This window comes from Bradyrhizobium sp. USDA 3397, assembly GCF_054060965.1.
Map to the genome: position 1 here is coordinate 7,672,324 of NZ_JBSSDS010000001.1, position 13,702 is coordinate 7,686,025.

Below are 13,702 nucleotides of genomic sequence, written 5' to 3' on the forward strand. Positions count from 1 at the left end.
CCCGCTACTCCGCAGCCGCGGCGAAGCGGCTGTTCTCGAGCTCCGCTTCCAGCCGCGCCGTCTCGGTCGCCGCCAGCTTGATGTTGGCCTCCTTGACGTGGCCGAAGCCGCGGATGGTCTCCGGCACGCGCGCAAGCCGCGTCAGCAGCGAGATCTGCTCCGGCTTCAGCCCTGTGATCCGCTGATCGATCATCGCCAGATAATCCGCGATCAACTTCCGCTCGGTCCGGCGCTCCTCGGTGCGGCCGAACGGATCGAACACGCTGCCGCGCAGGACCTTGAGCCTGGCGAGCAGGCGGAAGCCGTGGATCATCCAGCTGCCGAATTCCTGTTTCTGCAGGTGCCCGGTCGTCTTGTCGCGCTTGGCGAAGATCGGCGGTGCCAGATGGTACTTCAGCGTAAAGTCACCATCGAATTTTTCGGACACCTTTTTTGCAAAACTGCCGTCGGTATAAAGTCGGGCGACCTCATATTCGTCCTTGTAGGACATCAGCTTGAACAGGTTCTTTGCGACCGCTTCTGTGAGCTCGGTTGACCCGGGCGAAGCCGCGCTCTCCGCCTTGCGCACCTTCGCGACGGCTGCGATGTAGCGGTCGGCATAGGCCTTGTCCTGATAGGAGTTCAGGAATTCCGCGCGCGTCGCGATGGTGTCGTCGAGCGATTTCGCCGGCGCGGACGCTCTCGCCTTGAACTGAAGCACGCTGCGCACGCGCGACATGTCGTGGGCTGCGAGACGGCCCCAGGTGAAGGCGAGCTTGTTCATCTCGATCGCAGCGCCGTTGATCTCGATGGCACGGAGCAGGGCCTCCAGCGACAGCGGGATCGCGCCCTTCTGGAACGCAAAGCCCAGCATGAACGGGTTGGTTGCGATGGAATCGCCCATCAGGGCCGCGGCAATGCCTGTCGCGTCGATGATGTCGAGGTTGTTGTCGCCGATAGCGTCGCGGAGCACGGTCTGCATCGCGCCCATCTCGAAATCGAGATCGGGGTTTTGCACGAAGCTCGCGGTCGGCTGCAGATCGGCGTTGATGTAGGCCGTGGTCACGCCGCGCTCGGCGCGGCTCAGCGCCGTCGGGCCCGCGGAGACGATCATGTCGCAGCCGAGGATGACATCGGCGCCGCCGGTGGTGATGCGGACGGCGGAGATGTCTTCCGGCCTCCGTGCGATGCGGACATGGCTCATCACCGCGCCGTTCTTCTGCGACAGGCCGGTGAAGTCGAGCGCCGAGCAGCCGCGGCCGTCGACATGGGCGGCCATGCCGAGCAGGGCTCCGATGGTGATGACGCCGGTGCCGCCGATGCCGGTGACGAGGACGTTGTAGGGCCCGTCCAGCTCACGCGCCGGCGGCAGCGGCAGATCCGCGAACAGCTGGCCGGAATCCACAGCCGAGGTCTTCATCCGCTTCAGCGAGCCGCCATGGACGGTGACAAAGCTCGGGCAAAAGCCCTCGACGCAGGAAAAGTCCTTGTTGCAGTTCGACTGGTCGATCTGGCGCTTGCGGCCGAATTCGGTCTCCAGCGGCTGCACCGAGACGCAGTTCGAGGCCTGCGAGCAATCGCCGCAGCCTTCGCAGACCAGCTCATTGATGAAGGCGCGCTTGGCGGGATCGGGATAGAGCCCGCGCTTACGGCGGCGGCGCTTCTCGGCGGCGCAGGTCTGGTCGTAGATGATGACCGTTAGGCCCTTGATATCGCGCAGCTCGCGCTGCACGGCATCGAGCTCGCGGCGGTGGTGGATGGTCGCGCCCTGCGGGAAGTAATTGCCTTGCGGGTATTTGCTGGGATCATCGGAGACGATCGCAAGCCGCTTGACGCCTTCGGCCCAGACTTGATGGGCGATCTGCGCGACGTTGAAGGCGCCTTCGGCGGGCTGGCCGCCGGTCATCGCCACGGCGTCGTTGTAGAGGATCTTGTAGGTGATGTTGATGCCGGCGGCCGAAGCTGCGCGAAGCGCGAGAAGCCCGGAATGGGTGTAGGTGCCGTCGCCGAGATTCTGGAAGATGTGCGTCTCGTTCGTGAAGGGCGACTGGCCGATCCAGTTCACGCCCTCGGCGCCCATATGCGAGATCAAGTCCGTGCGGCGGGTCGGCATGCTCAGGGCCATGCCGTGGCAGCCGATGCCGGCCATGGCGCGGCTGCCATCGGGCACCCGCGTCGAGGTGTTGTGCGGGCAGCCCGAGCAGAAGAACGGCGTGCGCGCTAGCTTGATCGGCGTGCTGGTCGTGACGGGATTGTCGAAGGCCTCGAGCCGGGCGAGGCGCTGCTCCAGCACGGGACTGTGATGGCCGAGCTTGCGCAAGCGCGCCACCAGCCCGCCAGCGACGATGGTCGGCGTCAGCTCGCCCTCGCTCGGCAACAGCGGTGCGCCGCGCTCATCGCGCTTGCCGGTGACGGTCGGGCGCTTTGAGGCATCGACGTTGTAGAGGATCCGCATCAGCTGGTCTTCGATGAAGCCGCGCTTCTCCTCGACCACCAGCACGTCCTGAAGGCTTTCGGCGAAACGCCTGGCGCCGCTTTCCTCCAGCGGCCAGGTCATCGCCACCTTGTAGATGCGCAAACCCAGGTCCTGCGCGTCCTTGTCGGTGATCCCCAGGTCGGCGAGCGCCTGGCGCAGATCGAGATAGGCCTTGCCGGTGGCGACGATGCCGAGCCGGGCGGGCTTGGAATCGAGCACGATGCGGTCAAGCTGGTTGGCGCGGGCGAAGGCCTGCACCGCGGCCATCTTCGGCCCGAACAGCCGCTTCTCAGCCTCCAGCGGCGGATCGGGCCAGCGGATGTTGAGGCCGCCGGGCGGCATCTCGAAATCGTCGGGCACCACGATCTTGATGCGTTCGGGGTCGCTATAGATCGAGGCCGAGCTCTCCACCGTCTCGCTGATCGCCTTGAAGCCGACCCAGCAGCCCGAGAAGCGCGACAGCGCAAAGCCGTAGAGGCCGAGGTCGAGATAGTCCTGCAGCGTCGCCGGATTGATCACCGGAATCAGCGCCGCCGCGAACACCTGCTCGCTCTGATGCGCCAGCGTCGAGGATTGGCAGCCGTGGTCGTCCCCGGCGAGCGCCAGCACGCCGCCATGAAGCGAGGTGCCGGCGGCATTGGCATGCTTGAGCGCATCGACCGAGCGGTCGACGCCCGGGCCCTTGCCGTACCAGATGCCGAACACGCCATCGACCTTGGCGCCGGGAAACAGGCCGACCTGCTGGCTGCCCCAGACGGCGGTTGCGGCGAGGTCCTCGTTCAGGCCTGGGACGAAAGCGATGTCGTGCTGCTGAAGGTGCGACTTCGCGCGCCACAACGCGTGGTCGTACATGCCGAGCGGCGAACCGCGATAGCCCGAGATGAAGCCGCCGGTGTTGAGCCCCTGAAGCCGGTCGCGTTCGCGCTGCAACATGGGCAGGCGGACCAGGGCCTGCGTCCCGGACAGGAAGATCCGCTTCGATTCGAGCCGGTATTTGTCGTCCAGCTCGACCTGCAACAGCGTCATTTCGGAAGTCCTCGTCTTTCGTTCGGCGGGAGGTTTGCGCTGCGGGAGGGATCGCGGCTGCGCGACGCGAATTGTGACAGTCAAAAGGAAGGGCCAGCGAAGTCAATATCGCTGGCCGCATCCGTGGCGCTCCTGCTAGTCATGGCTTGCACGCGGAGGAAAACATGACGGCGTTCGAGACCGAGATCACTCAGACCGGAGGCGCCTTGGTCGGGCCGTGGCGCCGGCCTCGCCAGATGCTGCAGGCGCAGACCTACGACGCGCACGCCTCGATCCATGACGACGCCACCGCGCAGAAGCTTGGCTTCAAGGGCGGGACGATCGAGGGTCCGACGCATTTCAGCCAGTTTGCCCCGCTTTGCGAGCGGCAATGGGGGCAGGTTTGGTTCGAAAGAGGTTGCCTTTCTGCCCACTATCGCAGCGTCTGCTACGAGGGGGAAGAGGTGCAGGCGATCCTGATGGCTTCTTCGGATGAGCAACCGGAGTGTCAAATTCAAATGGTCAAGCGGGACGGCACCGAGGTGCTGCGCGGCACGGCCTCCATCATCGACAGCCCAACGGCCCTTGGTCTGCGTCTGCGTGAGCTTAAGCCGCTCGCCGACCCGGTGATCTTCGCGACGTGCAAGTCGGCGTGACCAGCAAGCGGCAATCGGTGCGCATGGCGTTCGACCAGAATATGGGCGACCTCTATCCGTTCTCGCTTCGGCAGAAGCTCGCCGTCATCACCGAGAGCTCGCCGTACTATTCGGGCGCGGACAATCCGTGGGGCAAGCCCATCATCCCGATGGAGATGCTGAGCGTGCTGTTCCAGTACCGCTCCAAGGACGATCCGCTGCCGGCCAAGGGCCCGGCAGTCGGCCTGTTCGCCGACCAGGAGATCCGCCTGCTGAAGGGGCCGCTCTTCGAGGGCGAGGAATACGAGGTCGAGCGCGAAGTCGTCGCGCTCTCGGGCAGCCGCCGCACCGAAAGCGCCTGGGTCAAGACGCGCGTGTTCGACAAGGCGGGCACGATGGTCGCAACCATGTTGCTCAACGCGGCAACGCTGAAGGAGTCTTACGCCCCGTATGAGGAAGAGCATCGGCGGTTGTATGGGGCGGGGCGGTAGCCTCTGCTCGTCATTCCGGGGCGCGCGTAGCGCGAACTATGATGCGCAATTGCGCATCAGAGAATCCATCTCACCTCGCGCACTGCCGCCCGATGGATTCCGGGCTCGACGCTTCGCGTCGCCCCGGAATGACGAGCGGAGGCCGCTCATCCTTTAAGCAGATGCACGGTGCGAAGCCGTCGCACAGGGAATAAGCAGGCGCCGATCGCCGGCGTAACCTTCTGACTGCGCAACTAATTCCCTCGCGGCTCTCGCCCCATCGCAATTGTACACAATGGCACGGCCTTTGCAGAACTCCCGGCCAGGAGAGTTCTCGCGGGGCCGTCATGTTGAACTCAGCCAAGCCGACAAGGGGCGTCGTCAGCGCCGAGCCCGAGCCGATCACGCTCGACTGGCCCGCCACCGCGCTCCTCATCATCGACATGCAGCGCGACTTCATGGAGCCCGGCGGTTTCGGCGAAACGCTAGGCAACGACGTCAGCCAGCTCGCGCGCGCGGTGAAGCCGATCGGCGCGGTGCTGACGGCGGCGCGCGACACCGGCATGCTGGTCATTCACACGCGCGAGGGGCATCTGCCCGATCTCTCCGACGCGCCGCCGGCCAAGGTCGAGCGCGGCGCGCCGAGCCTTCGCATCGGCGATCCCGGTCCGATGGGGCGCATCCTCATTCGCGGCGAGGCCGGCCACGACATCATTCCCGAGCTCTATCCGCTCGACAGCGAAATCGTGATCGACAAGCCCGGCAAGGGGGCGTTCTACGCGACCGAGCTCGGCGAGGTCCTGGAGAAATACGGCATCGAGAATTTGCTGGTGTGCGGCGTCACCACCGAAGTGTGCGTCAACACCACCGTGCGCGAGGCCAACGACCGCGGCTATCGCTGCGTCGTCATCGCCGACGGCTGCGCGTCCTACTTCCCCGAGTTTCACGAGATGGGCCTGAAGATGATCAAGGCCCAGGGCGGGATCTTCGGCTGGGTCGCGGATTCAGCCGCAGTTCTGGAGGCAATGAAGGTTTCGACCACATAGGGGGTATTGTCATGAGCACATTGACGGGGGCGGCCGGCAGTTCTGATCTGAACAACTCCGACTTCAAGCCGGCGCTCTGGACGTCGGGCGACTGGAACGCGTTGTTCGGCTTCGGCACCAACATCCTCGTCAACATGTTGGTGCTCACGGGCCTGTTGCGCTTCGTGCTGAAGATGCCCGACAGCCTCGTGTTCGGCCGCATCCTGCCCGCGCTGGGGCTGATGATGTGTCTCTCCACTTTCTACTACGCCTATCTCGCCTACCGCCTCGCCCAGAAGACCGGCCGCAACGATGTCTGCGCGCTGCCGTCGGGCGTCAGCGTGCCGCACATGTTCATCGTGACCTTCGTGATCATGCTGCCGATCACGCTCAAGACCGGCGATCCGCTCAAGGGCTGGTCGGCGGGTCTCGTCTGGGTATTCTTCCAGAGTTTTATTTTAATGATCGGCGGCTTCATCGCGCCGTTCATCCGCAAGATCACGCCGCGCGCGGCGCTGCTCGGCACGCTCGCGGGCGTCTCCGTCACCTTCATCTCGATGCGGCCGGCGCTCGAGATGTACATGACGCCGCAGATCGGTCTCGTCTGCTTCGCCATCATCCTGGTGAGCTGGTTCGGCGGCGTGAAATATTGGCGCGGCATTCCCGCGGGCCTCGTCGCGATCGCGGCCGGCATGATCATCGCCTGGGGCTCGAACCTGTTCGGGCTCGGCCTCGGCGGCCTGAGCATCGCGGGTGTTGGCGCGGCCTTTGCCAATTTCGGGTTCTCGGTGCCGATCCCGGCGCTGGGCTATGTCTTCTCCGGCTTCGAATTCCTCGGCATCATCCTGGTCACGGCCATTCCGTTCGGCATCTACGACCTCGTCGAGGCCATGGACAATGTCGAGAGCGCGGAAGCGGCCGGAGACGACTATCCGACCACGCGCGTGCTCACCGCCGACGGCGTCGTCAGCCTGATCGGCTGCCTGATGGGCAATCCCTTCATCAACGCCGTCTATATCGGTCATCCCGGCTGGAAGGCGATGGGCGGCCGGATCGGCTATTCGGCTGCGACTGGCGTCATGGTGGTGGTGCTGTCCTGGTTCGGCATCATCTCGGTGCTGCTGGCGCTGGTGCCCGTCGTCGCAATCTCGCCGATCCTGCTCTACATCGGCATGCTGATCGGCGCGCAGGCGTTCCAGACCACGCCGGTCAAGCACGCGCCTGCGATCGTGCTGGCACTGACCCCGCACCTTGCGGCGTGGGCCAAGCTCCAGATCGATACGATGCTGGCCTCGACCATGACTGCGGCAGCAACCGTCGGCGGGATGGCGGCGGGCAAGGCCGACGCAGTCAAAACGGCTGCGATTGCCGCGCTGCCGCAGCAAGGCGTGTTCTATCACGGCCTCGAGGTGATGGGCGGCGGCTCCATCCTCGGCGGCCTCATCCTCGGCGCCATTGGTGTCTTCATCATTGAGCGCGATTTCGAGAAGGCCTCCGCCTTTGCGCTGGTCGGGGCAACCCTGACCTATTTCGGCTTCATGCATGGCGAGGCCGTCGGCATCGGCGGCGGCTTTGGCGTGACCCCCGCGGTCGCGCTGGCCTACGCCGTGATGGCCGCCGGCCTGTTCGCCGCCAGCAAGCTCGGCGCTAGCGAGCACTATGCCGCGCATCCGGAGATGTCGGCCGCGCCGGCGGAGTAGGCCTGGCTTTCACTTGAGGAAGCGGCCGGGCGATCGCCCGGCCGCTTCTGTTTCAGGGGCGTACCGCCGGCGTTTCCATCGGCAGGCCGCGCGCCCGCGACATCAGGTACAGTTCGAGCGCAACCAGCTCGGGTGAGCCGTAATCATAGGCCTGGGCGCGGACGCCGCTCATGCAGCTGCGCAGCCGCCGCTCCAGCGACCCCAGCGTCTGCCATTCCAGTCGATACAGCGGATAGCCGGTCGGCTGTCCTTGCGTGATCGGGGCGCCGGCGAGGCGCTTGTCGAAATTGTCGTCATGGCAGTTGGTGCAGGCAAGGTTGAGCTGGCCTTCGCGCTGCATGAAGAGGTCGCGGCCCTGGTCGACAAACGGCTTGAGCTGCGGATCGTCGCCGGCGGTGATCGGAATGCTGCGTGACTGGTGGCCGACGAGGGCGGACAATGCGAGCAGGTCGCGGCTCTCGTAAGGTAGCGGCGTTGCCTGCTGATGATTGGCCCGGCAGAGATTGATGCGCTGGTCGAGCGTGACGGGGCGCGCAAGTGCTTTGTCGAAGGCGGGATAACGCGCCGCGACGCCCTTCATGCTGGTGCGCGCATCGCCATGACAATCGGCGCATGCCCTGTCGGCGCTGCCGGTCTTCTTCTTCCACAGCTGCTCGCCGTCGAGCACGAACAGCATGCCGGGATTGGCGGTGTCGTCATCCTGCATCGCGCGGGTGTCCGGACCCATGAAGGCATAGCCGGAGCGGCGCGCATCGGACGGGATCTCTCCGGCGAGCAGGGCGGGGGCCGTGACGAGCAATATCGCCGCCGCTATCGCGCGCCAAGAGATCATCCGACCGTGATCGATGCCGATGCGGTGGACGAATAGCCGTTGTCGCCAATCCACTCGAACTCGAACTTGCCGCTCTCCTTGGCCACCGTGAAGAACGACAGATATGGGTTCGCCGCAATCGCCGGAAACAGGTCGGCACGAAAGATCTCGGCGCCGTTGTAGCGGCAGATGAAGCTCGTGATGATGTCGCGCGGCACGAGCTTGCCGTCCGCGGTGTGGCGGAATCCCGTTTCCATGATGTGCGAGGTCAGCGTGCGGATCTCGATGATCTCGCCGCGTCTGGCTTTCGAGGGAACGTTGATGAGGGCGGCCATCAGTTCATCTCCTCGGTGCAGGCCGCCAGCGTCACGACGACATCGGCGGCAACCTGCCAGAACGTGTCGTCGGACAGGCGCGCGATCGCGACCACCTTCTGGGTGTCGGCGAGCCGGATCCGGGTCGAGACCTGGGCTCGGCCGGCGGAAGGACCAAGATAGAAATTGCCGATGTTCGGCTGCGGGTTCTTCTCGTTGAAGACGTGGATGCTCTTGACGTGGTCATCCGCCGTCATCGGGCTCGCAACGCTGACTGTCACCGGCACCGTGTTGCCGTTCTCGACCAGCGGCGGAATGTCGAGCCTGATCCTGCCGTTGCGAAGCTGGGCTTCGCCGACGAGGTTACGGATCGCAGCGTTGAGCATCGCCGGCGTCGCTTGAAGCGGCCGCAGCGTCACGATCGGGACCGTGCCGGCGACTGTCACGCCTCCGGCAAGGTTCAAGAATTGTCGTCGCGTCGTTGGCATGAACCTAGTCCCGAAGCGTTGCAAGAAAGGCCACGATGTCCTCGATCTCCGCAGCCGACAGGATCGGCTTGCCGGCGAAGTTGCGTCCGACGCGGACGAGGCCATCGTTGCGATAATAGAACGGCATGATGGTGTCCGGATTGAAGCGCGAGGCATCGACCAGTCGAAGCCGCAACTGGCTCGCGGACCACCGGTTCCCGGCACCGGCAAGATCAGGCGCGAGGTCGCCCTGGAACCGCGTTTCCGGAAATGGGCCCGAATGGCAGAGGATGCACGTCGTCGTGCGAGTGAGCACCAGCGCGCGCCCGCGCGCGGCATCGCCGGGTGAGCCGGTGAGCGAGGCGGGAATGCCGTCGCCGACGATCTTGTAGGGTACGAGCTCTTCGGCTCTCGCCCCAGCGGCAAGTGCAAGGCTTAGCGTAATCACCGCAGCGACGACCGATGGAATGTGAGACGAGAGATCCAGCCGCAAGCTCCTCTTACCTCTCCCGCTTGCGGGAGAGGTCGGCGCGCAGCGCCGGGTGAGGGCTCTTTCCTCTTGGGGGGTCTCGCGAGCGGAGACACCCTCTCCCCAACCCTCCCCCGCAGACGGGGGAGGGGGCGCACTGTGGTCGTGGCGGCGGGCTCGTTCCATCATTGCCCTAGCCAAAGGTGTCCGCCGTGATGGCTTCAAACCAGCGCTCCGCCTCTGCCGCTTCGCGCGCCCGCAGTTCGGGCGGCGCGCCGACCGGGCTGGTGGTGCCGCCCTCGATCTCGGCGAAGATGTCGCCCCTGGGCTCGTAATTGCCGGCCAGCGAGAAGCCGTAACCGGGCGCGACGACGTTGTAGCAGACGCCTGTCAGGCGCGGCGTCTCCGGCCCGCGGCCTGCAAAGAGATTCACGATCGCGCCAGCACAGGCCATGCCTTGCGCACTCGCAGCGGATGCCGATTTTGGAATGCCGCCGCCGAGGCAGGCATCGCCAACGACGTGGACGTTCGGAACGAGTTTCGACTCGAACGTGACGGGATCGATCGGGCACCAGCCCGTCGCGTCCGCAGCGCCCGCGATGGCGGCGATGCGCCCCGCGCGCTGCGGCGGGATGACGTTGGCGACATCAGGGGTGTAGTTGCCGAACTCCGTGACGATGGTTCGCGTCGTCGGATCGATCGAGGTGACGCGGCCGCCTTGCGACAGTGCGACGCGCTCGATCATGTCGCCATAGAGCTCCTTCCACGCCTTCTCGAACAGCCGCTGTTGCGAGAAGGCGTCCTTGGCATCGAGGATCAGAACTTTCGACCGCGGCTTTCTCGACTTCAGGTAATGCGCGATCAGGCTCGCGCGCTCGTAGGGCGCTGGCGGGCACCGGGAAGGATTGGCCGGGATTGCAATGGCGACCGTGCCGCCGTCCGCCATCGCCTCCAATTGCCGGCGCAGCAAAAGCGTTTGCGCGCCAGCCTTCCAGCCATGCGGCATCGTCTCCGACGCGGCACCGTCGTAGCCGGGCAGGGCCTCGAGATGGAAGTCGATGCCGGGCGAAAGCACGAGGCGGTCATAGCCAAACGTGGTGCCATCGCCCGTCGTCACACGACGCGTCTGCGTGTCGATGCCCGTCGCAGCTTGTGTGACGATGCCGATGCCCCCGGCGGCAAGCTTGTCATAGCCGAACTGCTGCGCCTCTATCTCGCGCAGGCCCGCGATCACCTCGTTGCTGAAGGGACAGGAGATGTAGGTCTGGTTCGGCTCGATCAGGGTGACCTGTAATTTAGCATCGGCGCGCGCGAGCGCGCGGGCGCAAGCCGCGCCGCCAAAGCCGCCGCCGACCACGACGACGCGGCCCGCCGATTGCGCGCGCAGGATCGAAGGTGCGGCGAGCGATGTAGCCGCGACGGCGATGCCGAGGACGGCATTCCGCCGCGTCACCGGCGCATTCATGAGACTTGTCCGGAAAATGCTGCGGCGGCCGATACGGCCGCCGCGATTTGACGTTTGAGCATGATCTTTTCGGACAACCGCTCCACACTTCTCCGGATCATGCTTTACGCGAAGGTGATGTTCTGGTCGCGCAGCGGCACATGGCGGATGCGCTTGCCGGTCGCGGCGAAATACGCGTTCAGCACCGCCGGCGCCGCGATGCCGATGGTCGGCTCGCCGACGCCGCCCCAGAACCCGCCGCTCGGCACCATCACCGTCTCCACCTTCGGCATCTCGTTGATGCGCATCGAATTGTAGGTGTCGAAGTTGGTCTGCTCGATCTTGCCGCCCTTCACCGTGCAGCCGCCGTAGAACAGCGCGGAGAGGCCATAGACGAAGGAGCCGGCGACCTGCCGTTCCACCTGCGCCGGATTGACGACGTAGCCGGGGTCGGTGGAGGCGACGATGCGATGCACCTTGATCTTGCTGCCCTCTGTCACCGAGATCTCGGCGGCGCCGGCGACATAGCTGCCATAGCCCATCACCTGCGCGATGCCGCGATAGACGCCTTGCGGCGCCGGCGTGTTCCAGCCGATCTTCTCGGCCACCGCATTGAGCACCGCGAGGTGCTTGGGATGATTGCCCATCAGCTTGCGGCGGAATTCGAGCGGGTCCTGGCCTGCGGCATGGGCGAGCTCGTCCATGAAGCATTCCATGTAGATCGCGTTGTGATTGACGTTTACGCCGCGCCAGAAGCCGGGTGGGACGTGCGGGTTGCGCATCGCATGCTCGACCAGAAGGTTCGGCACCGAATAGCCGAATGCGGCTTCGCCGGATTGGGCGACGCCCTGGAATGCCGCGGGATCCATGCCGTTCTGCAACGCTTCGGGGCGGAGCGAGAACAGGATCGATTGCCCGGACAGGCGGTAGTGCAGCGCGATCAGGTTGTTGTTGGCATCGAACGCGCCGGTCATCTTGCACTGGGTGATCGGGTGATACCTGCCGTGCGCCATGTCCTCTTCGCGCGACCACAGCAGCTTGACCGGCGTGCCCGGCATCTGCTTGGCGATCATGACGGCCTGGCGGACATAGTCGGTCTGGCCGCGCCGGCCGAAGCCGCCGCCTAACATCACCTTGTGCACGTCGCACTTCTCGGCCGGCAGGCCGGACGCTTCCAGCACCGCTGCAAACGCCGCCTCGCCGTTCTGCGTGCCGCACCAGACCTCGCATCGGTCCGCCGTGTAGAGCGCGGTGGCATTCATCGGCTCCATCGTGGCGTGGTTCTGGTAGGGATAGGAGTAGACGGCCTCGACCTTCTTGGCGGCGCCGGCAATCGCGGCCTTCGCGTCGCCGTTCTTGTTGCCGACATAGGCCGGCTGCGCATTGTCGAGGCCCTCGGCCAGCCATTTCGCAATCGACTCGCTGGAGACTTTTGCGTTGTCGCCTTCGTCCCAGACGATCGGCAGCGCCTCCAGCGCGGTCTTGGCGTGCCACCAGGTGTCGGCGACGACGGCGACGGCGGTGTCGCCGACCTTGACCACCTTCTTGACACCTTTCATGTTGGCGATCTTGGCTTCGTCAAAGCTCTTCAGCTTGCCGCCGAACACCGGGCAGTCCTTGATCGCGGCGTTCAGCATGCCCGGCAGCCTGACGTCGGCGCCGTAGATCATGGCGCCGGTGGTCTTGTCGACCGTGTCGAGCCGATTGACGCCCTTGCCGATCAGCTTCCAGTCCTTCGGATCCTTCAGCTTGACGTCAGCCGGCGGCGTCAGTTTCGCCGCGGCCTCGGCGACCTTGCCGTAGGTCGTGGTCTGGCCCGAGGGCGTATGGGTGATGACGCTGTTCGCGGCCCTGCATTCGGACGCCGGCACTTTCCATGCGTCGGCTGCGGCCTGGATCAGCATCACGCGCGCGGTGGCGCCGCCCTTGCGGACATAGTCCTGCGAGGAGCGGATGCCGCGGCTGCCGCCGGTCGAGAAATCACCCCAGACGCGCTTGCGGGCGACGCTCTGGCCGGGGGTCGGATATTCGGTCGTGACCTTGGTCCAGTCGCATTCGAGCTCCTCGGCAACGAGCTGGGCGAGGCCGGTCAGCGAGCCCTGGCCCATCTCCGAGCGGGCGATGCGGATCACCACGGTGTCGTCGGGCCTGACCACGACCCAGGCGCCGATCTCCGGCGAGCCGTCGGCGGCGCGGACCACGGCGGGGCCGCCGAAGGGCAGGTCGAGGCCGATGGCAAGGCCGGCACCGACCGCAGCGGTGCCGATGACGAAGGCGCGGCGGTTGAGCCGCGGCGATATATGCTTGTTCATGTGGGGATTTCCTTACGCGCTCGCGATCGTGTGGATCGCCTCGCGCACCTGCTGGAAGGTGCCGCAGCGGCAGATATTGGTGATGGCCTCGTCGATGTCGGCGTCGGTCGGCTTCGGCTTCTCGTTCAAGAGCGCGGCCACCGCCATGATCATGCCGCTCTGGCAATAGCCGCATTGCGGCACGTCCTGGGCGATCCAGGCCTCCTGCACCTTGTGCAGCGTATTGCCCGAGGCGAGCCCCTCGATGGTGGTGATCTGCTTGCCCTCGGCCTCGCTGACCGAGATGCCGCAGGAGCGCATCGCAACGCCGTCGAGGTGAACCGTGCAGGCACCGCATTGTGCAATGCCGCAACCGTATTTGGTGCCGGTCAGGCCGGCATTCTCGCGGATCGCCCAGAGCAGCGGCGTATCCGGCTCGACGTCGAGCGTGAAGGTTTTTCCGTTGATTGTTAGGTTTGCCATCGCAAGTCCCCTGATTGGCCCAATCCACCGATTGAACTCAGGGGCGCAATGTGTGCGGCAAACTGGAACGGTTCAAATCAACAGTCCGAGGTTCAAATCAACAAACCGAGCGCGGCCAGGGCGCATGGGCCCC

Annotated in this window: 10 protein-coding genes and 1 pseudogene; 3 read left to right on the forward strand and 8 right to left on the reverse strand. The window is 65.4% G+C overall.

The window, feature by feature from the left end; genetic code table 11:
- Positions 1 to 4: 4 nt before the first annotated feature.
- Positions 5 to 3,481, reverse strand: coding sequence for an indolepyruvate ferredoxin oxidoreductase family protein (locus tag ACVWYQ_RS35720; RefSeq protein WP_404542828.1), 3,477 nt, complete (start codon positions 3,479 to 3,481; stop codon positions 5 to 7).
- 164 nt (positions 3,482 to 3,645) lie between these two features.
- Here ACVWYQ_RS35720 and ACVWYQ_RS35725 point away from each other — a divergent pair.
- From ACVWYQ_RS35725 to ACVWYQ_RS35735, 3 genes and pseudogenes are all read left to right on the forward strand, one after another.
- A pseudogene (locus tag ACVWYQ_RS35725) lies at positions 3,646 to 4,586 on the forward strand (hypothetical protein).
- A gap of 326 nt (positions 4,587 to 4,912) precedes the next feature.
- Positions 4,913 to 5,611: a cysteine hydrolase family protein gene (locus tag ACVWYQ_RS35730; protein ID WP_225139651.1), complete on the forward strand. Its 699-nt coding sequence runs from the start codon at positions 4,913 to 4,915 to the stop codon at positions 5,609 to 5,611.
- Positions 5,612 to 5,622: 11 nt separating this feature from the next.
- Positions 5,623 to 7,290, forward strand: coding sequence for a regulator (locus ACVWYQ_RS35735; RefSeq protein WP_456727037.1), 1,668 nt, complete (start codon positions 5,623 to 5,625; stop codon positions 7,288 to 7,290).
- 52 nt (positions 7,291 to 7,342) lie between these two features.
- Here the strand turns inward: ACVWYQ_RS35735 and soxA are convergent, their stop codons facing one another.
- The 7 genes from soxA to ACVWYQ_RS35770 form a co-directional block, all read right to left on the reverse strand.
- The gene (gene soxA / locus ACVWYQ_RS35740) at positions 7,343 to 8,122 is read right to left on the reverse strand and encodes a sulfur oxidation c-type cytochrome SoxA (protein ID WP_404542822.1); all 780 of its coding nucleotides are present in this window, start codon (positions 8,120 to 8,122) and stop codon (positions 7,343 to 7,345) included.
- Entirely contained in the window at positions 8,119 to 8,436 is a 318-nt protein-coding gene (soxZ, locus tag ACVWYQ_RS35745) for a thiosulfate oxidation carrier complex protein SoxZ (RefSeq protein ID WP_404542820.1), read from the reverse strand. The genes soxA and soxZ overlap by 4 nt, the downstream gene beginning before the upstream one ends.
- Positions 8,436 to 8,903, reverse strand: coding sequence for a SoxY-related AACIE arm protein (locus tag ACVWYQ_RS35750; RefSeq protein WP_157280931.1), 468 nt, complete (start codon positions 8,901 to 8,903; stop codon positions 8,436 to 8,438). The genes soxZ and ACVWYQ_RS35750 overlap by 1 nt, the downstream gene beginning before the upstream one ends.
- A gap of 4 nt (positions 8,904 to 8,907) precedes the next feature.
- Positions 8,908 to 9,351, reverse strand: coding sequence for a sulfur oxidation c-type cytochrome SoxX (gene soxX, locus ACVWYQ_RS35755; RefSeq protein WP_271545676.1), 444 nt, complete (start codon positions 9,349 to 9,351; stop codon positions 8,908 to 8,910).
- 193 nt (positions 9,352 to 9,544) lie between these two features.
- Positions 9,545 to 10,816, reverse strand: coding sequence for an FCSD flavin-binding domain-containing protein (locus tag ACVWYQ_RS35760; protein ID WP_404542817.1), 1,272 nt, complete (start codon positions 10,814 to 10,816; stop codon positions 9,545 to 9,547).
- Positions 10,817 to 10,920: 104 nt separating this feature from the next.
- On the reverse strand, positions 10,921 to 13,107 hold the full coding sequence (locus ACVWYQ_RS35765; RefSeq protein WP_404542814.1) for a xanthine dehydrogenase family protein molybdopterin-binding subunit: 2,187 nt from the start codon (positions 13,105 to 13,107) through the stop codon (positions 10,921 to 10,923).
- 12 nt (positions 13,108 to 13,119) lie between these two features.
- A complete protein-coding gene (locus ACVWYQ_RS35770; protein ID WP_271545607.1) occupies positions 13,120 to 13,569 on the reverse strand; it encodes a (2Fe-2S)-binding protein in 450 nt (149 codons plus the stop codon).
- Between the last annotated feature and the right edge of the window lie 133 nt (positions 13,570 to 13,702).